At 67.7% G+C, this 22,491-nt stretch carries 9 protein-coding genes; 1 reads left to right on the top strand and 8 read right to left on the bottom strand.

Annotated features, from left to right (window positions below; genetic code table 11):
* Nucleotides 1-25: 25 nt before the first annotated feature.
* From ACQ0O7_RS24285 to ACQ0O7_RS24300, 4 genes are all read right to left on the bottom strand, one after another.
* Nucleotides 26-1,750 (bottom strand): hypothetical protein, encoded by a 1,725-nt coding sequence (locus ACQ0O7_RS24285; protein WP_430784539.1) that lies wholly within the window; start codon nt 1,748-1,750, stop codon nt 26-28.
* Nucleotides 1,747-2,109, bottom strand: coding sequence for a hypothetical protein (locus ACQ0O7_RS24290; RefSeq protein ID WP_430784541.1), 363 nt, complete (start codon nt 2,107-2,109; stop codon nt 1,747-1,749). The genes ACQ0O7_RS24285 and ACQ0O7_RS24290 overlap by 4 nt, the downstream gene beginning before the upstream one ends.
* Nucleotides 2,106-4,496, bottom strand: a complete 2,391-nt coding sequence (locus ACQ0O7_RS24295; protein WP_430784543.1) for an AAA family ATPase — start codon at nt 4,494-4,496, stop codon at nt 2,106-2,108. Before ACQ0O7_RS24295 ends, ACQ0O7_RS24290 begins: the two co-directional genes overlap by 4 nt.
* A gap of 305 nt (nt 4,497-4,801) precedes the next feature.
* Complete coding sequence (locus tag ACQ0O7_RS24300; protein ID WP_430784545.1) at nt 4,802-5,212, bottom strand: hypothetical protein; 411 nt, start codon at nt 5,210-5,212, stop codon at nt 4,802-4,804.
* 172 nt (nt 5,213-5,384) lie between these two features.
* Here ACQ0O7_RS24300 and ACQ0O7_RS24305 point away from each other — a divergent pair, with 172 nt between their 5' ends.
* Complete coding sequence (locus ACQ0O7_RS24305; protein WP_430784547.1) at nt 5,385-6,380, top strand: serine/threonine-protein kinase; 996 nt, start codon at nt 5,385-5,387, stop codon at nt 6,378-6,380.
* Nucleotides 6,381-6,386: 6 nt separating this feature from the next.
* Here ACQ0O7_RS24305 and ACQ0O7_RS24310 read toward each other — a convergent pair whose 3' ends face one another.
* Genes ACQ0O7_RS24310 through ACQ0O7_RS24325 form a run of 4 tightly spaced genes read right to left on the bottom strand, consistent with a single transcriptional unit; the run spans nt 6,387 to nt 22,427 of the window.
* On the bottom strand, nt 6,387-8,516 hold the full coding sequence (locus ACQ0O7_RS24310; RefSeq protein WP_430784549.1) for a UvrD-helicase domain-containing protein: 2,130 nt from the start codon (nt 8,514-8,516) through the stop codon (nt 6,387-6,389).
* Nucleotides 8,516-14,884, bottom strand: coding sequence for a DEAD/DEAH box helicase (locus tag ACQ0O7_RS24315; RefSeq protein ID WP_430784551.1), 6,369 nt, complete (start codon nt 14,882-14,884; stop codon nt 8,516-8,518). Before ACQ0O7_RS24315 ends, ACQ0O7_RS24310 begins: the two co-directional genes overlap by 1 nt.
* Nucleotides 14,881-19,563: a class I SAM-dependent DNA methyltransferase gene (locus ACQ0O7_RS24320; RefSeq protein ID WP_430784552.1), complete on the bottom strand. Its 4,683-nt coding sequence runs from the start codon at nt 19,561-19,563 to the stop codon at nt 14,881-14,883. Before ACQ0O7_RS24320 ends, ACQ0O7_RS24315 begins: the two co-directional genes overlap by 4 nt.
* Nucleotides 19,560-22,427 carry a helicase-related protein gene (locus ACQ0O7_RS24325; RefSeq protein ID WP_430784554.1) on the bottom strand — a complete coding sequence of 956 codons (2,868 nt, stop codon included), beginning with the start codon at nt 22,425-22,427 and terminating at the stop codon, nt 19,560-19,562. Before ACQ0O7_RS24325 ends, ACQ0O7_RS24320 begins: the two co-directional genes overlap by 4 nt.
* Nucleotides 22,428-22,491: the final 64 nt, after the last annotated feature.

The raw sequence follows: 22,491 nt of genomic DNA on the forward strand, positions 1-22,491 counted from the left end.
GTGCTCGCGGGCGGATCAGGCTGGATCAGCGGAAGTTCGCGGTCGGCAGGTGGTCGCCGACGTAGCCGACGTGGACCTGGCCGGTCCGGCCACCGGTGTCGTCGTGGAAGTGGAGGCGAGGGCACGGGGAGCCGCCCTGCTGGATCTTGACGTGGGCCTGCATGAAGACGCGCCGGGCCGGATCGACTACCGCCGGCACCGGGAACGTCCGGGACTCTCGTAGCCTCGGTGTCGTGCCGGTCGTCTCCGACTCGCTCAGGGCCACCCAGGTCGCCGGCACCGCGATGCCGCCCGACGGCGGTTCTTGACACCACGCCAGGAACGAGTTCCTCCAAGTGCCGGCCGCGCGCGCCGCGGCATAGGCGTTCAGCGCGGTGAGCGCCTGCCACACCTTGAGCGCCCACCGTTCCGCCTGCGGATGCACGTCCAGCCCGGCCGCCGCGTCCGCCGTCGGCCCGATCACCAGGTGCGGCAACCGGGCCGCCGCCAGTTCCAGGACCTCGACCACCTGGCCGGGCGGGACGATCCGGTCCGGTGTCTCCTGGCCGGCGACGTGCACCTGATGCGTGGCCAACTGCGATTCCAGCCAGCGGACCCGGGCCTGCAGGCGGTCGTTGTCCCGCTCCAGGTCGTTCAGCTCGATCTCGCCGAGCTCCCACTGCAGACGGACATCCTCGACCTGCTCCCGGGCCACCTGTTCCGCGGCCAGTTGGGCGGTCAGGTCGTCCACCTCGGCGTACAGCATGGCGATCTCGTCAGCGGCTTCACGCTGGGACTTGCGCAGCAGATCCTGCAGCGCGTTGCGTTCCACCTCCGCGGAACCCCGCGACAGAGCCCGGCGGACCAGGACGTACGACGCGGGTTGCGCCCGGCGGGTGGACAGGGCCAGGACCTGATCTCGTACGGCGTTCGCCGACCGTTGTCCGAGCGCGCGCATGCTCGCCGCGGACAGGATCCGGTGCCGCCGCGGGAACGGCTCGTTCGGCACCAGCCCCGGCAGGTAGGTGCGCATGCCGCCGCCGTACACGTGCAGATGTGGGCCGACCCGGCGGGAGAAGGCCGCCGCCGCCGACGCGTCCCGCAACCGCACCACCACCGCCACGCCGGTGACATCACGCGCCAGCTTCGCCGCGAACCGCTCCTGCTGCTCGGCCATCTGCGGATCCGGGCTGAAAACGATCACCGGCACCCGGCGCCCGGTGTCGAACAGCCAGCCGCACAGCTCACCGACATGGCTCTCGGTGATGGTGAGGACCTCGGCCGTCAACGGCAGCGAGGCGTCCACGCCCTCCACCGCGGCGAGCAGATCCCGGATCAGGCGCGGGCTGCCCGGGCGCACCGGAGCCGTGTCCGGCGTCCGGCGATGCTCCAGATCCAGCCAGACCCAGGGCTGCTCGGTATCCTTCTGCCCGGTCTGATGCGGAACGGCAATCCGTAGCGAGGTCGTCCACCGGCTGCCGTCCGCGGGGTGCTCCTCCAGCCGGAACACCGCGGCTTCGAGCTGCTGTCCACCAGCTCGATCCGAGTAAGCGCCGACGCTGCCCGATGCGATCCGGCGGGTGCCGTCCGACTCGGCCTCGGCGGAGCCGCCGTCGAGCAGGGTGCCCGCGTCCACCGGAACGTTCTTGCCGGTGGCCCAGGCGGCGAACAGTTCCGCCGCCCGCTCTCGTAGATCCGGCTCCGGGGAGGTGAACAGGCTCCGGTAGACGAGATCCGTGGCCACCTCCCGGGGCGGCTGCCACTCGCTCACGGGTGCCCGGCCCGCATCAGCTGCTCGGCGACCGCGACCAGTTCGGCACGCAACCGCACCAGTTCGCCGACCGTCAGACCCAGCTCGTACCGGTGGTGGTGCCCGGCCCGCGACAGCGCCCACCACAGATAACCGGCCCGGCGGGCCAACTCCTCACCGGCGTACGCGGAAAGCAGCAACAGCTTGGGCCGCTGAGCGCGGGTCCGGCCGATCTCCGGGCCCACCCGCGCCCAGAACCGGTCCATCACCGCCTCCAGTTCCAGCCGCAACAGCCAGGCGCAAGCCCGCGGCCAGGTGCCCCGGGCGCCCGGCACGGCGGTGGTCAGCAGCCGGTCGGCGGTGGCCAGATAGGTGCTCATCGCAGCTTCTCCAGCAGGTTGTCGGTGTTACGGACCAACGCCGGCATGGCCATCCGGCGGGCGCCGTGTGCGCCCTCGGCGACCGCGCGCAGCGTGTCGGCCGCCCAGCTACCGTATGTGTCGTTCAGGTGACCGTAAAGCTCGTCCCCACGCTTGAGATCATCCAGCAGAGCGAGCGTCAGCCGCTGCCGCACGGTGTTCGCCGGCGCCAGCTTCTCCTCCACCTGCCGGTGCGTGGCCCCCTCCCGGTACCGGCGCGCGCGGTAGGCATCCATCGACGCTGCCTCGATCGCGGACCGGCAGAACCCGGCCACCACCGGATGCCGCGCCTCCTCCGGCAACGTCTGCGCCGCGGCCAGCGCATAGGCGTCGGCGAGATAACGGTCCGCCGGATCGTCGGCCATCCGCAGCTCGACCAGCGAACGCGCCCGCCGGCTCACCTCCCAGACCGTCGCCTCCACCCCGAGCCTGCGGATCGCCTCCGGCAGCCGGTCGTCGTGCGTGAACACCACCACCTGCCGGTTCCGGGCGATCTCGCCGAGCACCTCGGCCAGCCCGTCCACCTTCGCCGGATCCATGCTCTGCACCGGGTCGTCCACGATCACGAACCGGTACGGGCTGGCGTCCGCGCACGCCCGCGGCAGGAACACCGACAGCCCCAGCGCGTGCAGCTCACCCTGACTCATCACGGCGAGGGCGTTCGCCTCCGAACCGTCCACCGTCACCGGGAACCGCACCCGGCGCTGTGTACTCGTCCCCTCCATCCGCATCTGCCGCAGCTCGACGTTGCTCTCCTGCCGCAGCCGCCGCCAGATGTGCTCTGAGTGCCCGACGAACGCCGACAGCCGCTCCGCCCGGATCGCGTCGACAGCCTTGCCCAGAGCGGCCCGCGCCGCGACGAGCCGGCTGAGTTCCGGGGCCTCACCGCGCACCACCACCGCGGCGTCCAGCCAGCGGCGCAGGGCGGCACCCGGCTCCCGCCACACGTTCTGCCTGCGCACCAGCCACGTGGTCGTGCTTTCCACCATTTGCGTGTACGCCGTCAGCAGCTCCTGCCACCCGCTGATAACGGCCGCGACCCCCGCGGTCGTTCGTGGCAGGCCGGAAACCGTCTCGGACATGCGTTGCGCCGGTTCAGGCAGCACACCGGCCAGGGCCGTCGCGGCGGAACCCAGCTCCCGGCGTACAAAATCAAGCAGTTGATCTGCGCTCTTCGTCGCGTGATCCAGGCGCTGGGCCGTCGTCCGTGACTCGGTGGCGGCGGCCTCCAGACGGGCGATCTCGGCCTCCGCCGCGGCTCGCCAGGGGTCGTCGAGACGACCGGTTCTGCACACCGGGCACGGCTGGTCGCCCTCCGCCGCGTGCTGTTCTACCGCCCGCCGCAGCAGATCAGCGGTGTTCCCGGCGGCGGCTGACGCGCCACCGGCCAGCCGATCCGAAGCCTCCTGCGCCTCGGCCAGCTTCCGCAGAGCGGACCCGACATCCGGCAGCTCGCCGTCGATCAGTCGCCTCGCGGCGGCGACGATCGCGGCGTCGGCGCTGTCCGGTCCGGTCTCCGTGAGCTGGGTGAGTGTGTCCAGGTCGGCGCTGGTGACACGGGCGCCGAGGGCCTTCAGCGCCTGCCGGGCACGGTCGTCGTCGACATCGGCCAGGTCCTTCCGGAGGATGGCGAAGGCGGCCTTGGACTCCTTGACCCGATCTTCGCGCTGCTTGCGCCGGGCCTGGAGACGAGCATCCGCGGCGGCGAGCGGGGCCAGGCCGAGGATCGGGGCGAGAGCGTCGTACAGCTCCGTAGGTTTTGCGGTGATCACTCGTTCCAGGTCGCGGGCCGAGAGGAACGGCCGGAAGAGACCGATTTTGTTCAGTAGCTCGTCGGGTTGCAGGGCGGCGTCGTCCGGGTTGGTGGCAGTGCGGTCCCAGTGGCGCTGGATGGTCACCGGCGGGCGGTCGCCGCCGGGCCGCAGCCGGACCGCGATCTCGGTGTCGCCGTCGTGGTGCAGATTGCGCCAGCCCTCCCGGAAGACGACCGGGCGCTGCGACCAGCGCATCGAGTCGTTGGTGAGGGCGAGCTCGGCGGCCTCGGCGAAGCTGGACTTGCCGGACCCGTTGCGGCCGATGACGAGGGTGAGGCCGGGGCGCGGCTTGAGTTCGAGGGTGACGGCCGGCCCCACTCCACGGAACCCGGCCACCCGGATCGATTCGAGGAAGACGTCCGGCGCGCTGTCGGCGGTCTCGGTCGTGTCGTTCGGTGGTTTCGGGGCGTCCGCGCCGGCCAATACGGCGTGCAGCGCGTCGTCGCTGTGAAAGGCGGCCAGGACGAGCCCGGCGGCCGGCTGCCCGGCGACCCGGTCCGCCAGTTCGCGGAACAGGGCCGTTTCGTCGTTCATGACACCCCCAGATGCCGCCGCGGCCGAGTCGTCGCCGAGCCACCCGCAGGCTGGTTTGCATGTCTCGTCACCTACGTCAGGCAATCCGAACGACGAACCTCGTCCGCCAGAGAACTATGAGCGGACGGGAAGGTTCGTCGCTTCGATTTTGCATAAAAGCGTTGGCGATGTCAACAGACGATCTGTTGCATATATTAACAACAGCCGAAGGACACGAAAAGGCGGGCCCCGATGGACCGCGGTCCATCGGGGCGGTGGGCTGTCGTTCGTGGTCGACTCCAGCCGGTTGCGGAGCCCGTCTTCGGTTACCGGCGACCCATGATCGATCGAAGGGGCTTATTGGTCGAGTCGATGGTCCAGAAGAGGCGGCCGTTCGTCTGAGGACTGGTGCGGCCCGGATTGGCGATCTCGACGACGGCGATGGCGGCGGCGCTCGGCGAGCCGTAGGTGTTGCCGTTCAGTGGCCCGGAGGTGATCCGGACCTGCCGGGTTGACTCGTAGAACACTGCGGTGACCCGTTTCCCCTGGTAGACGACATGTATTCCGATCTCGTCCGGCTGTGCTGCAGGTGGTGCCGAGTCGTCTGTGGGGGCGTTCATCTGTGCGGACGAACTGTCCACAAGGCGTGCCACCACCTCGGCGATATCAACATCGAACACTCGAGCCGCGAACTCGAGTCGTGCATAGGTTTCATCCCGGACCGCGATGTTCTTCATGGGGGCTCCCTCGGGTTGTCGTGGATGTCAAAGCAACTAAAGCAACTAAAGCAACTATAGTCAAGGGTGAAAGTCGCCTCGTCTATGGAGCGGGAACGCCGACCCCGTTAGCCTCGGCCCGGTTGCCTGATGGAGGATCAGGGCTTGGCGGTGTGCGGGATGGGGAGGGCCAGTGAAGCTCGTCGACGGTCGCTATGAGCTGGAAGCTCTACCTTTGGCCCGAGGTGGCATGGGCGATGTCTGGCTCGGCCGTGACGTTCGGCTCGACAGAGAGGTCGTCGTCAAGTTCGTCAGGTTTCCGAACGGCGTTCATGACGAAGGGCTGGTGCGCCGCTTTGACCGGGAGTCCCGGATCACCGCGCGGCTGGAACACCCCGGGGTGCCCGCGGTCTATGACGTCGGCGTCCACGACGGTCGGCCCTACCTCGTCATGCAGCGTGTGCAGGGCATCAGCGTCGCCGACCTGGTGGCCGAGCACGGGACGCTGCCGATCGGCTGGGCGGCGGCGATCGCCGCGCAGGTCTGCGCCGTGCTGGTGGCCGCGCACGCCGCCTCGCTCGTGCACCGGGACCTCAAGCCGAGCAATCTGATGCTGGAGCCCGACGGCGCGGTGAAGGTTCTGGATTTCGGGCTCGCGGTGGCGCCGACTCTCGCCGACTTCTCCACCATCACGCACACCCATCAATCGCTGGGAACGCCCGCCTACATGGCGCCGGAACAGGTGGAGGCGGGCGTCAGCGAGGCGGCTACCGACCTGTACGCGCTGGGTTGCACACTGCACGAGATGCTCGCCGGTGAGCGGGTCTTCAACGCGCCGACGTCCTTCTCGGTGATGATGAAGCAGGTCAAGGACACTCCACCGCCGTTGCGTGCGCTACGTCCGGACGTACCGGCTGAATTGGAACGTCTTGTTCTTGATCTTCTGGCGAAGAGGCCGGAGGACCGTCCGGCCGGTGCGGAGATGGTGCACCGGAGACTGCGGCCATTCGTCACCGGGCTGGAGCCGCTTCCCGAAGTCCTGCGGCCCGCGGGCACCGTCAGCCCTGTACGGCTCTACGCCGCCGTGCTGGCTGAGATCCCCGACCACGCGGCCGGAGATCCCGCCAGCCCGATCGACCCGGACATGCTGCTGCTCAGCCAGCACCTGTCAAAACGGATCATCGGCTGAGACCGGCTACTTCCGGCGTACCACGGCGAGTTCGTCACGGGCACGGGTCGCAGCCACGTAGACCAGCGACCGGGCACGCAGTTCGGCGTCCTGGCGTTCCCCGTCGTCCAGGGTGCCGAGCCGGGACTTCTCGGCCGCCGACTGGAACCCGACATCGGCGAGTACCACCTTGGAGAACTCCATGCCCTTCGCGCGATGCATCGTCATGACCAGCACCCGGCCCTTGCCCGGCACCTCCCGGTCGACCGCGCGCGCCGCGACACCACGCTCGTTGAGGGCGGTCACCACCCGCTCACGCTGGAACTTGTCCTGTACGAGCACCGCGATGGTCTCCGGCTTGGTCTCCTGCTCCTGCCAGGCACGGGCGTGCCGGGCGATGGCGTCGAGTTCAGCGACCAGAGAGCCGGCATCCTCCACGATCGGTTCCGGCCCGGACCGCGCCGACCGATAGCCGGTGCCCTCCGCCTCGTCCTCGAGATCGACGTAGGCCCCGCCGTCGAGGATCGCCATCGCGTACCGCAGGTTCTGCGCGGTCGTCCGGTAGTTGAGGGTGAGCCGGCGGGACCGTCCGACGATCCGGATGCCGTACCGGCCCAGAACCGTCCGGTTGCCGTAGATCCGCTGGTGGGAGTCCTCGGCGATGAACAGATCGTCCGGCCCTTCGGCGACCAGGGCACGCAGCAACTGCCAGTGCGTGGGGGACAGGTCCTGGCCCTCGTCGACGAGCACATGATCGGCCAGGCCGCCGGTGCTCTCCAGGTGCGCGGCGGCGACCGCCGCGGCCTCCGCGAAGTCCAGGGTGCCGTCCAGACGGCTCTGCGCCCGGTATGCCGCGATCAGCGCCCACACCGCGTCGCGTTTGGCGCGGTCGAGCGCGACGCCACGGCCGGGACGCCGGACCCGCCGGTACTCGGTCTCGTTCGTCACCCGGTTGGGCAGGACGACAAGGGAGTACTCGGTGCTCAGGAACGTCTCGTTGGCGATTTCCGGCGGAAGGGAACCGGACGATGATTCCAGGATCTCCCGCCAGCGGGTGGTCGAGGTCCGGGAGGTGGGCGCCGACCGGGTGTCACCGAGCACCCGCAGTACGGCGTTCGCGATCGCCGCCCCGGCGGAGCGGATGACCGCCGCGGCCAGCGCGTCGACCCCGGCCACGTAGACGCCGGGCTGCCCGATCGCGGTCGACTGGGTGACGATCGGGTCCAGCAGCGCCAGATTGTCCCGCAGCGAGTCGGCCAGGTTGGTGGTGAAGGTGGTCAGGACGATCCGGGCGTCCTTGCGCTGCGTCGCGAGGGCCCGGGCGCGATGCACCAGCACCACCGTCTTACCGGTGCCGGCTCCGCCGGAGAGGCGGAAGGGCCCGCCGTACGGCTTCTCGACGTACTGCCGCTGCTCGGGGTGCAGGAAGATTCGCCAGGCGGGGAAGTCGTCGGCCTCGATGACCCGGCGCAACTCCTCCTGGCCCTCGATGAACGCGAACTGGGCCCGCGCGGCCGGCCGGCGCAACGACTGCAGCAGGTCCTCGTCGTCATCACCGGTTTGCTTCGGCGCCTGCAGCTGCAGGCGGTCGGCGATCTCATCGATCGAGTCGGGAGTGGCCAGGTCGACCAGCAACAGACCGAGCCAGCCGTTGTGCCGTTGCGCCAGTTCCAACAGGGCGTCGTCGTCCTCGGCGGCCAGCGCCAGATCGGCGACGTCCTCGGGGACACCGAGCCGGTCCACGAGCTCCGCACGGGTTCGGCCGAGCCTGGTGAGCAGCGGTTCCACCGGCTGTTTCGGGACCGGCGGGGGTGTCACCTCGACCGGGACGGCGGTCTCCTCGATCTGCGGCAGGCCGTTGATCGGGTTGACCTTGAGACGCACCCGGCTTGCGACCGCGATCGCGTCGTCGTGCGGCCATACGCCGTGGATCACGTAATGACTCTCGCCCTGGCCTTCGAGCCGGAACATCACCGCCCGCCAGAACTGGTCGACCCGGCCGGTCCGAACCCGGGGGTCGACCGAGTTGTTGATCGGTTCCACATGCAGCCCTGCGGTGGTGTCGTCGGCAGACAGTTTCTGCAGGAAGGACATGGCCTTGGCCCGGACCGAGCCGTCCAGTTTGACGGGCCACTTGGTCATGATGATGGTCGGCATCACAGCTCCCCGCTGTCAGTGGTTCCTGCATTGTTCGCCGTGGCGGCCAAGGCCGCGATAACAGCGTCCGAATCGGCCTTCACGACATGCCAACCGGCAGCGTGCAGATCATGACGATCCTCGTCGGGCATGTCCTGAATCTCGACCACGATCCGGTAACCGGGCCACGAGATGTCGAGCGGGATGCCGTGTGGTCCCTCCGCGCCGATGTGCGGCGCGGCCAGTCCGTGATGACTCGCCAGTTCCCGGATGAAGGCTCGCTCCCGGCCGGGTGCCGCCGATTCGTAAGCGCCGGCCCATTCGGCATCCAGGTCTTCGGGCAGGCCCTCCGCTCCGGCGCCCACGGTGGGCGGTGGCACGGTAGGAGCACCGACGAGGCTGGTGGTGGTGATGACGGCCGGCCAGTCGCGCAGCGCGAGCGCGTTGGAGAGCTGCAACCACAGCCGCCACACATCCGCGTGCGCGGAATCCAGCACCGCGTCACGATCGTCCAGGACGAGCGCCACCTCGACGACGTTGTTCGCCGCCTCGACCGCGACGGCGAGTGCGCCGAACCGCTGCACGAGAACGGTCCGGCTGCCGGTGGGGATCTCCTGGGAGAGCAGGGCGGCGTGGCCGACGGACGCGAGGGACACGCCGTCGGCGCACCGGATCCTGTCGCCCTTTCCGGAGAAGAACATCGGAACGGCCTTGGCGACGACGCGGACCTCTGCCGGTTTCGGGTCCGTCACCCAGTTCATCAGCCAGCCGACAGGACCGGACCGGAGGCCTTCGTACGCGCTGGGCGTGGTCAGGAACTGCGGCATCTTGATCAGCTTGGTGACCATCTGCGGGTTGAACCACCCCGGATCCCTCGTCGTCTTCCGTTCCGCGTCGGCGACGTCCTGAGCCGTGACAGCGAGCACGATCCGGCCCGTACCCCGCAGGATCTCCCGCTTCTCGGCGTCGTCGGCGAGCCGGTTGCGGGCCGGCACGGCGTGGAAGGCACGGCCGTCGGTGAAGATCGCCACCGTCGGGATCGAGGTGTCGTTGCACTCGAGGACGAAATCCGGCCGGGAGTTCTCCAAGTTCACCTGCGGAGTCAGCGTCCATTGGCGGGGTGTGCCCGGCAGGGTGAACCGCAGGGCGTTGCCCCAGGCCTTGGGCACCTCGGTCAGGGCCGCACCGACCGCCTTCAGCCGCTCCACGAGCAGTTTGCGGAACCGCTGTTCCAGATGCGACTCAGGATCCTCGACGGGCGGGATCTCGGTGACGGTCCACGGCGGTCCGTCCGGGCTCTCGGCATCCTCCGCCAACCCGAGCAATCGGGCCAGATGCCGCACCGCGGACGCGCGGGACGTCCGGTTGATCGAGTTGTACGGGGCGAACGGCAGCAGGCACCGGTGACAGGCCAGTCGTTCCTCGTAGCGGCATTCACACGACCGCACCCGCTCCCAGGCGAGAGTCAGCAGCTCCCGCAACTGCGCCGGAACGGCGAGGTCGGCCAGATAACCGGTGCCACCCGGAACCACGTCGTGCAGCAGCAGCGCCTCATGGTTGTCGCTGCCGTCGCTGAGAGTCGGGTCGACGACGTGCTCGATCCGGATGTGATCCGGGTTCCCGCCGATCTGCTCCCGCAACCCGAGCAGCAGTGCGGCACCCAGGCTGGGCACCGCGAAGTCATCGCCGAGCGTGATCGCGTGCGGAAGGCGTACCAGCAGACCCTGGGTTCGCAGGGTGCGGGACAAAGCCACCGTCGCGGTGTTCTCGGTGGCCGACGTGCGGTACCGGCACCAGGCCCGGTGCTCGTGCGGACGATTCCGCCCGCTGTCGGTGTCCAGCTTGCCGCAGCCGCTGCACACCCGGAACAAAGCGCCCGCCCGCTCATCGGCGGAGATGATCCGGGACGCGCCGTGCCCCGGCACACCGATGTTGATCCACCGCAGGTCCATCGCCCGCAGATAGGTGCAGCCCAGTCCCGCACCCTCGACGAACCACTGCCGCCCGATGTTCGCCGGGTCGACATCCGCCGCCGTGATCACCTGGAACGCGATTCGGTCCCGCTGATCCCGGCGATCGGAGATCATCACCTCATCCCGCCGGACCTCGGCCGAGACATGCGACAACTCCACCACATCGAGGCGCTGACCAGTGTCCGCGATCCCCGAACCGCCGCAGCGCGGGCAGGACGAGATCTGCTGCTCCTGACCGGAGGCGGCCAGATCGGCGGCGAAACCACAGGCCGGGCAGAACGCCCACGGACGGATCGACTCTCCGTCGATGCCCAGGTCGATCGCGTCGATGGCGATCTCGAAACCGCGGGCGTAGAAGGTCGCCCCCGGCGCGAACTCCCGGATCGCCTGCGAGGAACCACGCTGGAACTGAGCGTGCTCGCTGCGGAAGTCGCTGGTGTCCGGGTCGGTCCAGCTGATCCCGACATCGAGGGTCACGGTGTCGTCGAGCAGCGTGTAGTTGGGCAGCAGCCCGTACTCCTCCAGAACACCGATCCAGTACTCGCCGCGCAGATGCGACAGCTGGCCACGGGTCAGCGACAGGGTCGCCTTCGCCGACCGCAGCGCTCGCCTGTCGTCGTCGGTGGCGGCCGGCGACTGCGCCTTCGCCTCCAGTTCGGGCAGAACCTTGCCGATCGTGGCCTCCCGGAGCTTCAGCGTCTCCACGGTGACCTGCCAGCGACGGCTCGCGGCGTGGACATGAGCGGCGAACAGGCTCGTTCCGGCACCGGCGACCGGGCGTACCCAGGACTGAAGTCCGTCGACGACCGGAGCCGGCAGGTCGCCGAGCGAGTCCGTGAACCGTCTTACCCTCTCGTCACCGCCGGCCTCCGCGAGGGCGATCACCTGTCCGAGGAACGAATCCGGTTCGCTGGCACCGATCGCCTTCGACGCGCTGCCCGGATGCCTCGCCCGCGGATCCCGGGCCATGCCGTCCACCAGCGAGGCGGTGAACTGGCGGCGCAAGATCTCGTCGGCCTGCAGATAGGTGGCCGGCGGGCGGACCTCGCCGTTGATGACCGACAGCGGATCGCCGAGTTTCGGCAACTGCTCGCCACGACCGGTCAGATAGGCCAGGTTCAGCGCGTTACCGGTCAGACGGCCGGCCCGGCCGACTCGCTGCAGGTAGGAAGCGACGGTCCGGGGCAGGGATGACAGGAGCACGGCGGACAGGTCGCCGATGTCGATACCCATCTCCAGAGTCGGCGTGGCGACCAGGACGTTCGGGACATCGGGCTCCGTGGTGGCGCTCTTGAAACCCTCCTCGTACTTCAGGCGGGTCTCGTCGTCGAGCAGGCTGGTGTGCTCACGTGCGACGATCCGGCGGGCGTCCGTCGAGGCGTACAACCGCCGGTAGAAGTTGTCGTCCAACCGCTCCCGCGTCAGGTGACCACCACAGCGAACCACCATGCAGGGCGCGCCGTCGAGCTGGTCGACCACAGCGATGCTGCCCGGAGTGAGGGAGCGGCAGGTGTCGCAGGTCAGCATGTGCCGACCGGCCCGCAGATCGTCGAGGCGGGTGGGGGAGACCACGACCGCCGACGGGGGGATGGCGAAGACGGTCGCGCCGGACTGGCTGGTCGTCGCGGTGAGCACGTTGTCCCGCACCAGCCGGTCCAGCAGCAGCCGGGCCAGCCGACCACCGTCCGGGGCGCTGACCGGGAGCACCCGTGCCGTCCACTTGGCGAACCAGGACTGCGCAGACGTCACCGAGTCGAGGTTGCTGTCCTTGACCGGGTCTGCCGAGCCGCCGACCCGTGGATATCCGGGAGCCGGGCGGTCCCGGGGAAACGCCGGCATGCCCTCACCCCGTGGTCGGCCGCCCCAGATCGACCAGCGGCGGCCGTCCTCCTGGCGGTAGGTCACGAACCACGGGTGGTCGACCGCGCCCTGCGCCCGCATCCGGTCCAGAACGCCGCGCACCCATTGCACGAGCATCTTGTCGTCGGGCTCGTCTCCGCCGGAGAAGAGGGTGTTCTGCAGATTGAAGCCGTGCAGCACGGCTCGGGCCGCTGCCGCCATCCGGGCAGGGGTGCCGGCCTCCACCTCGACCGCCGCCGCGCCGGTCAGTTCCAGGGTGCGACCGATCCGGGAGTTGAGGCCGAACTCCAGCGCCACATCCAGTGCGAGGCGCTTGCGGACCCGCGACATCACCCGGGCCGGGACACCACGCAGCGTGGCCGACTTCCAGAAGTCGTGGAACGACTCCCGGTCGGCACAGTCCGGGGGAAGCAGCAGGTAACGCTGGAACTTGTTGGTACTGGTCCGCTGGACCGCCTCCTCCACCAGCCGGTCCAGGGTGACCGAGCCGGGGGCGATCGCCGCGTTCAGCGCCGCACGCAACGTCAGGGTGTGCGAGCGGGCCTCCACGAAACCCGCGCGATGCGCGGCGTCCTGCACGGAGTCGGTGAAGACCAGGGCCTTCTTCTCCCGTACATCCAGCGCAGCCGAACTGAACAGGGTGGACAGCGACACCGACAGCAGAGTCGCGATGGCGCTGCCCAGGAAGCGGATGCCGTCCGTCTGCGCACACGAGGGGCAGGCGTCGTCCCGGGCCGACTCGTCGGCGTCCTTACCGAACGTGGTGAGAACCGGCAGGATCCAGCCGTCCCGCAGATCCGGATCGTCATCCGGCGGTGGGGCGTTCAACAGCTCCCGGCCGCGCACCGAGAACCAGGACAAACCCTCGGCCCGGCCCTCACCGGCTTCGGCGGGCGCGTACAGCAGCGCCCGGAACCGGCCCTCCCGCGACGCGTGGTTACGGCGGATCGTCTCGTCGTTGACGGCCAGGCTGCTGCCGACCGGGGCCAGCGCCACACCCCAGCCGGAGCGGCCACAATGCCGGCAGTAGACGGCCGGGAACGACGGGCGCACGTCCTCACTGTCACCGCCACCGACCGGCGGGCCGTCATCGCCCCAGCGGAATCGGGCGGTCGTGTCAGCGGCCCGGTCGATGCGGGTCAGTTCCCGCACCCACATGTGCACGTCGACGGAGAGCGCACCCCGCCCGGCGACCGCCCGAACATGCCCCAGCATGGCGACTATCGCCGAGATCGCCTGCCGCCATTCGTCATCCACACCGCCGGCGGCGACACTTGACGTGGTGCGCCGGCTGTCCCGGCCCACGATGCGCCGCACCAAGTCGTCGATGCTGACCGCGTCCCGCGTCTCGAACGCCAGCTCCTGCACCAGGGGGTGCGCTTTCGATAACGCCAGCAACAGTTCCGGGTCGGCGGTTTCAGAGCCGTTCCAGAGCCAATTGATTACGGTACGGGCCAACAGCGCACCGTCGGGGTCGGCTCCGAGTGCCCGCACCCGTTCGCAGAGATCGGCGACGTGGAAATCGGCAGGCAGGGAGAACCCGGCTTCGTTCACCACCGTGTCCGCGTCGCCCACCCACTCGGCGAGTTCCTGCCGGGACTCGGTGACCACGGCTACGGCCGGGAACGACTCCCCGAAAACGGTCTCCGCGAACTCCAGCATCACGCCCGGGTCGCCCTTGTCGCCGAGGGTCGCGGAGGTGGCGACCGGGGTGATCCGCCCCAATGGTCGCTCGCGGTCTTCGCTGGTCAGGTTCGGGTCGTCGTCACGCCAGTGGCTTTTCAGTGCCAGCCCGAGGCGGCGCAGCAGCATGGCGACGTCGGTGCCCTGCGCGCCGTCGTAGGTGTGGAACTCGTCCAGCACCAGGAACTGCAAGCTGGTCGCGGACTGCTGCCACAGGCTCTGGTCCTCGTGCCGCAGCAGCAGTTGATCGAGCATCTTGTAGTTCGTGAGCAGGATGTCCGGCGCGGAATCCCGGATGATGCCCCTGTCGGTGATCAGCCCGTCCTGGCTGACCATGGTCCTCGGGGTGCCCTTCTCACCGGTGTAGAGCGCAGCCGTGATCGACGCCAGTTCCGCATGCCCCGTGATCATCTGAGCGAGACGTTTCGCCTGGTCGTTGGCGAGAGCGTTCATCGGGTAGAGGATCAGCGCCTTGGTCCCGCGAACCCCTTCAAGCCGTGCTCGCCGAACGTGGTCAAGGATCGGATAGAGAAACGCCTCAGTCTTACCGGACCCGGTGCCAGTGGTGACGAGAGTGGGCGCCGGCCGCCGCCCACCCAGCGTCGACAGCCGTGCAAAGGCAGCAGCTTGATGCCCATAGGGCGGAAACCCCGCATGCCACCCAAGGTGCTCCCGCCATCCGTCAGCAGCGGGTTGAAACGGCAGCCGGAGCCGAACATAAGGCCCTTTAAACATGCCGTCCCCAGGGTCAGACAGGAACTGGTCCAGCCCATCCCGAGCATCAGTATCGGTAAGCGCAAACGTGGTGGTGAGGTAGTCGGTGAGACTGTGCCGAACGTTCCCAGCTTGAACGGTAGGCAGAAGCTCAGTCACGACCGCTCCCGAAGCCGCTGCTCGAACACCGCATAAGCCTGTCGCATGTCAGCTTCCCGATCAAACGTCACAAACGGCAGCTCATATGTGTAGGTGTAGCCGGCAGGATTGGTCGAGGTGCGTTCCTCCGTTGTGACCCCGTCCCCCTTCTTGCGCCATGTGGAAAGGACTGAATAGGGAACAAGTCGCCCGTTCGCGTCATAGAAATAGACGGTGCGGTCATAGCCGCGCAGCACCGCGAACTGTGTCCGATAAATTGAGCACAGCTCGTCGGCAGTCAGGCTGAGGATAAGTGCGACTAAGGCGTCGATCTCCACTAGAGCCTGGCGTCGATCCGCTGCGATCCGTAGTGGCGTGCCAGCTGTCCATTCCCTTTTGACCAGTCCCAGGGGTTGCCGCTGCCTGTGTGCCGCTCCGCCGGTCCAGTCGTCCTCGGTGAAATCCATCATGAAGGAGTCTTGCCAGAGATCGGCGTAAGCGCTTGTAACGCAGTTGAGGCGAAGTGCGCGATGTGCTAATTGAGGGCTTAGAGGTGATTCCGCGAATGCAAGTCGGTTCACCGTCGACGAGGATATGGTTGATTTCGGAGCTACTCGGATAGAATAGTCGTGAATCAGGGATGAGAAAAATCCGACGATCTCCGCCAATCGTTTCGGTGCAGTGATTAGCGCGGCTGTTTTTACAGTATGAACGTGGGCCGGTCCCGGAGGGAGGAGCGCCGGGATGAACGTTCGTTCGCCTTGATTTGCAGCCATGTCACGCCACGCCATTCGATAGTGATCGCGTGCCGGATTGGGAACTTGCTCGTCGCCCCAGTCGGTGTAGGCGCAGTCGTATGTGTAGCGATCGCCGATGGGCTGGTACGCGGTGGCGGGGATCGCATCGGTCGGCAGCTGCTCAAAGTCGGTTGCCGTCCAGTCTTGGTGATGAAGTAGCGTCGGGTTCGGGTTTTTGTAGAGCGGCGTCGCCACGAAGAGATGCGGCCCTTGCAGGATTACGTCGTCCCATGATGCGGGGACCGCCCATTCCGACTCGAAATAGCCCTTCTTGCGATCGATGCTTTCATCCCATCCTCGCGAGAATCTTAGCCCCAGTTCGCCGATCCGCTGTGCTTTCGACAGCTTCAGAAGAACCGCAGCATTCGATTTATTCACGGCATAGACCATCCGGGTCTGCCGGATAGGAACGTCCGGGCCTTCCATGGTGGCGTGCCAGGCGTTTAGGATCTCGTCGTTAACATGCGTGATCCTTGAATTGTGTGGGCGGACATCCCATTTTCCGTCGTCGTCCTTGAGGCCGGGCTGGGATCCGGATCCGTCATGTACGAGAGACCGTGTAGCCGTGTCGGGATGGTAGAGCCAGCTTGCCTGTATAAATGCGGGTTTGTCTTGCCGAGATGCGTGAACCGTGATGCCATAGTGCTTTTGGTGTTGGATCTCAAAAAGGCTCAAAACGTTGACGAAATGCCAATGGCGACGAAGGCGCAGATACAGCTCGGATCGGAGAAGCCCGGCTCCCTCGTCGGTGAAGTGAGAGTTCAGATGGATCATTCCGACGGTGCCCCGCTTCGACCCGTGTCGCCACATCACCTCCATGAAACAGCGATAAAGGTCGGGCTGTAGCCCGGCGAGGTGTGGGAATTGTGGCGGCGCTCCGAGGTACGAGGCCGTCGACAACACTTCGGCCGTTCCGTCAATGATCAAATCAGTCATGCCTGGTAGGGACAGCGTCGCGGCGCGCTTTGTGGCTACCTGGGACTGAGTTGGTTTCAGCGCGAGCTGCCACCACGGGTCGCCTTCTGCCAGTAGTGCGTCCACGTCTGAGCGAGGGCGAACCCAGGGTGGATTGCCGGCCTGGAGGTCGAAGCCGCCTCGGGCGAAGACTGTGGCGAAGTCTAGGTTCCAGTGGAAGAAACCCTGACGCTGGGCGATTCGTTCGCAGACGACCAGCCATGGGTGTTCGGCTAGGACTGTTTCGAGTTGTTTGGCTCCGGCGAAGCCGATTTCGATCTTTTCGGCTTCGCCCAGCTCGGCCCAACCCATGGCGGAGATCAGGGTTTGGCCTGGGGCGGTGCGTTTGCGCAGGTCGGGGTTGCGGCCCAGGAGAGCCTGCAGGCCGGCGATCCACTGGGCGATTGTCGGTGGAGCGATCACCTCGCCGTTCACCTTTGCCGACGCGTCCGTCAGCGGCCAGAACCACAAGGCCGTCCACGCGTCCATCGCTCGGCGTAGGCGGCGGTATGCGCCTTCCTCGTCGGCCAGGGCCTTTTCGATCTCCTCGCGCGTGACCGCGCCGCCCGCGGGTAGATCGTCTGCCTCCCACACGGCGATGGAACGGCGGATCTCCTGCTCGGCGATGGTCAGGCGGCGGTAGGCGATCTGCCAGAGGGATTCGACGCGGTTCGCAAGTTCAACGTACCCGTCGACTGTTTGTTTGGTGGGCTTGGTTTTGGTGGAGCTTCGCCAAGTCTTCAAGCGCTTTGCCGCCTCGGGGGCCAAGGCCGCCGCCTCCTTGGCGTCTGCCGCTGAGCCCCAGCCGTCGGCTGGCAGGAGGAAGTGGTGGATGCCGTCGGTGGCTACCCGGTCAGCGTCGATGTCCTCTACCAGCGAGGTCAACGGGACGTCTGTGGGGACTGCGCCGAACCAGGACTTGTCTGTCACCTGGCTTCGGCGGTAGACCGCTCGGCGGGCGCCGATCAGGGAGTTGCCACGACGTAGGTGCAGGCCGAACCACGGGGCAGACAGGCCCTCGACCATGGTGTCCAGCCACAGGGAGATTTCGGCCAACTCCACTGCTGTGGCGTTCAAGTCGACGCCGTAGACGTTGTGCAGGGCCAGATAGGCCTTGACCTTCTGCAACTCGCGCGGGTAGTCGTCGGGGTCGATGCGCTTGCCTTCGGAGGAGAGTTCCTCCTGGCGGCGTTTCAAGTACTGCTCGGCCAACTGGCGGACCGCCTCGATAGCGAACGCCCCGGAACCCAGGGCCGGCTCGCAGATGGTCATCGAGAGGATGTCGGCGGCCTTGGTGCGTTCGCCGTTCTGGTCCAGGAGCTCTTCGAGGGCCTGGCCCACGGTGAACTTCGTCAGGACTTCGGGGGTGTAGTACGAGGCTGACTGCTGGCGTTCGCGGCCGGCCAGGCGGAACACGAACGAACCCTGTTCGTGCAGGACCGGGCGCATCTCGCCGGTCACCTTGTCGGCCACCCGCACGAAGTCGGATTCGGCGATGCCGTCGGCTCGTTCGACCGGGACCACCCACGAGCCCTTGCTGCCGTCGCCGCCTTTCGCCACCTCGTACAGGTCGGTCTCGGCGAAGAAACCGGTGTACGACATCAGGCCCTCGTAGACGGCGCCGAGCTGGTTGATGCCCAGTTCGCCGTACGAGATGAAGCCCCGGTCCTTTCCTCTTTTCTCCTTGCTGAGCAGCAGGTGGGTCAGGACCTCCTGGAGAGCTGTGTTACCGAGACCGACCTCGTCGATGTGGGCGGTGGCGCTCGGTTTGAACAGGTCGGCGCGCAGCGGGTTGAATTCGAGACCCTCCGCCGAGACCGCCTCGTCGTCATCGAGGCGAGTGGCGGGCTGGTGGCCCCTGTCGACCAGGCGGAACAGGGCGCCCAGCGATTCGTAGAGGTGGGTGCCGTTGCGGGCGCGCGGGGTGGCCAACTCGACCTGGACGAGTTCGCGGAGGCGGTCGAGGCCGTAACCCTGGTCGTAGGCGCCGACCCCGGCGGGGAGCACGCTCAGCTCAGGGGAGGCTTCGGCGTACAACAGGAAGAGAATGCGGTAGAGGAATCGCAGGGACTGTTTCGCCAGCGGCTGGGCCTCGGAACTGGGGAGCGGCTCCAAACCTTTCGCGCGGCGGCGGGCCACGACCTCGTTGGCGATGATCTCGATGGAGAGGCGGACGCCGTCGCGCAGGTCCTTGGAGACGCCGACGGTGTGTTTGATCGACTCTTCGAGGACGCCGGTCCACCACAGGTTGCCGTCGGCGTCGGGGGCGATCGAGGCCGCGCTCAGGCAGGTCAGGGCGCGGTCGATCTCGCCGCCGCGCTTGGTGTCGTTGCGTTCGCAGATCAGCTGGAGGTCGACGGCCAGGTAGCGGCCCTCGGCCCAGCGGGCCGCCTCGGTGAGGACCGCCCAGCGGCCGGCCAGGACCAGCACCAGGTCGGGGGCGTCGTCGTCGACGAACAGGGCGGAGACCAGGCGGGCCGCCGAGGTCAGTTCGTCGCTCTCCTCGTGCAGGCGCACCGGTTCGGCCAGGGTGCGGCCGTCCTTCGCGATGACGTCCTCGACACCCTTCACCGGCTGGGCCAGCACGACAGCTAGCGGGGAGCGGTCGGTGATGCCGGGGGCGGAGATCCGCAGGACCGGGCCGTCGCCGGTGACGGAGAGACCGTGGTCGCGGAGTTCCAGGACCCCGAGGATCCGGTCGTAGATGGAGGCGACGGCGGTCTTGAGGTCGCCGTCCAGATCGCCCAGTTCGGTCAGCTTGGCCAGGTCGGCTTCGAGCTGCTGGCGGGCCTCGGTGAAACGGCTGCGTGGGGTGGGCGTGGTCTCCGCGTCCCACTCCTTGCGGCGGGCCAGCACCCGGGCCTGGAACGACTCCTTGGTGGCGTCGGTGGTGAAGTAGTGCTCGGAGATCCAGCCCTCGCCGACCAGGATCGCATCGGAAAAACTCATGCCTGAACTCCCGTGAGCGGCGTGACGACCAGCAGCGGGCGTACCAGCTGACGGTCCGGATTCATTTCGGCGACGAGCTTCTGTTCCTGCTCGATGCTGACCCTGCGTTGTTTGAGGTCGAGACGCTGGACCTCTTTCTCGGCGTCCCGCTGCCACTTGTCGAGCCGTGCCGACCACGTCTCGATGCGTTCGGCGACATCCTTCTCGGCGGCGGTGAACACCCGGCGCATCTGTGACCGGGCGTTCTCGACGGCCGGTTCGATGAACGCGCGCAGCGACTCGGCGCCCGGCACCGGGCCGGGGTTGGCCCTGGTGGTGTCCCAGCCCAGGTGGGCCAGCGCGGCGGCCGCCGACGGGTGCACCTCCATCAGCGCGAACGCGGTGTTGCCCGGGTCGGGGAAGGCCGCGGTCAGCCACGTCGCCGACACGACCTGGCCACGCCGGTTGGTGAGGGTGCCGAGCAGCAGCACCGTCACGTCCTCGACGTCGCCACGGACCGCGAACACCTCGTTGCGGCCGAGGCCGGCCAGAGCACGATCAGAGGCCCAATCGAGTACGGGGTGCAGCGGGCTCAGGAAATGCGCGTCCGGCCAGCTCGACCCGTTGTCGTCGCGCAGCGCCTCGGCGAGCCGGTCGACGCCCCGGGCGGTCGTGGTGGCCAGCACCAGCCTCTCGGTGACCCGACGGTCGGCCAGGTAACTCTGCGGCAGGACGTCGAGCCGCTGCACCAGGTCCGGCGGCGGAGTCAGCTCAGCGGTGCCGAACGCGGTGTCCCGGCGCCAGGAGACACCGTTGTTGCTGAGTGGCTTGGTCGGGTCGATGAAGGCGGCGTGCAGGGCCTCGTCGAGGTAGGAGATGTCGTCGGGATAGAGACCCGAACCGGTCTCCTCGGCGCCTACTCGCAGAGTCTCGTCCTCGTCATCGTCGTCGAAACCGAGCAACATCGCGGTCAGGTCGTCGCCGTCCAAGACCTCGTCCGGTGTCTTCACCACGTCGTCGAGGTCGCGCTGACCGGCGAGAACGGCACGGATGGCGTCCTCCTCGCCTTTCACGTCGTACTGCCCCATCAGGGAGGCGACGTCGCCGAGCGCGTGGTGCGCCTCGTTCTCCTTCTCGACCAGCTTCGCCAGCACCCGGATGTCACCGGCGAACCGGCCGCTCGACGGCTCCAGCAGCAGGGCGGTGATCCGGGGCGGGAACTTCTGGCCGTACCGGTCGATACGGCCGTTGCGCTGCTCGATCCGGATCAGGCTCCACGGGATGTCGTAGTGGATCAACTCGTGGCATTGGGCGTGCAGGTTGACGCCCTCCGAGGCCACATCGCCGGTGACCAGGACCCGGACCGGGGTGTGCGCCTGTTTGAAGCCGTCCACGATCCGCTGTTGCTCGTCGTCGGGAAGTCCGCCGTGCAGAACCTCCACCGCCTCGGCGGGCAGGCCGAGTGCCCTGGGCAGTTCCTTGCGAAGAGTCGTGAGCGTGGCGACGCGCTCGGCGAATACGACCGCCCGCATCGGCGAACGGGCTGCGACGCCCATGTCCTTGAGCCGTTCCACCAGACGAGCGAACTTCGCCGACCCGGTGGCCAGCGATTCGGCGTTCAAGGCCGCCAAATTCTCCAGGGCGGCACGTTCGGTGTCCGCTGCCATGTCAGTGCCCAGCCGGTTGATCCGCTGCTTGATCGTCTCGGCGAGAGCCGCGGGCGACGACAGGAACGCCTTGGCCAGCGTCCACGGGAACAGCGATGTGTTCTGTCCGGAGTAAGGCGTGCCCTTGCTGCCCGGCCACAGCCACACATCCTCCAGTTCGTGCGCGACCGCGTTCTCCGCGGGCGTCGCCGGGATGAGAAGGTTCTCCGGCTCGCGGCGTTCGGCCCAGTCGGCGCCGACCACCCCGGCCACCTCGGGGCTATGCCGGTGCCGCCGGATGACCAGCCGCTCGATCTCCGCCGGGATGAGTTCGCCGCTGGGTGGGATGGCCGACGGATCCAGCAGCCGGACGAGTTCCGCGAAGGAGTCCGCACGGCCGTTGTGGGGCGTCGCCGACGCCAGGATCAAGGTCTCGGTATTGCGGGAGAGAAGCCGGGCCAGTTTGTTGTTCTGGGTCGACGCGTTCGCCAGGTTGTGTGATTCGTCGATCACCACCGCGTCCCAGCGTTGTTTACGCAGGCTGGCGACATACCGTTCCGACTTGAGCGTGTCGATCGAGATGATCGCCCGCCTGAAGTAGGTGAAGGGATTACGGTTTGCCGGCAGTTTCTGCCGGACCCGCTGAATTCCGGCTGTGTCGAGCCGGACGAAGGGCAATGCGAATCGTGACCACAATTCCTGTTGCATCTGTTCCAGAACGTGGCGTGGGGTGACGATGAGAATCCGGTCGCCCCGACCGCGCCGGACCAGCTCCGACAGGATCATGCCGATTTCGAGTGTCTTGCCCAGGCCGACCGCGTCGGCCAGCAGGATCCGTGGCCTCAGATTCGCCGGGTCGAGAGCCTTGCGCACAGCGGTCTGCTGGTAGCTGAGCGGGGTTGCCAGCGCCTGGGTGGCGACCGTCAATGACCGGTCACCGAGTGGGACAGCCGTCTTGCGGAAGGTCGACTCCAGCCACAGCCGGGCCTTGCGATACTGCGGGCTGTCGTCGGCGACCACCGCGGCGGCGGCCGGATCAAGCGGCTGGATGTCGTCCAGGTCCTCGTTGTCGAAGAACGATGCGGTGGTGTCCCGGACCAATTCGCTCAAGCCGCGAACATGGACGAGCGGCCCGTCCGCGGTGATCTCGATGGATTGAACGAGCCATTCCTCGTCGCGGACCACCACCACCGAACCCGGCGCGACATCGAGCTTCGTTCCGGAACGGATATCTTCCATGGTTGTCCCCACGTTCCATCGAACCGTTTACGGTGCGGCCGATCGTATACTGATCAACATGTGC

The organism is Actinoplanes sp. G11-F43, from assembly GCF_050589265.1.
Lineage (GTDB): Bacteria > Actinomycetota > Actinomycetes > Mycobacteriales > Micromonosporaceae > Actinoplanes.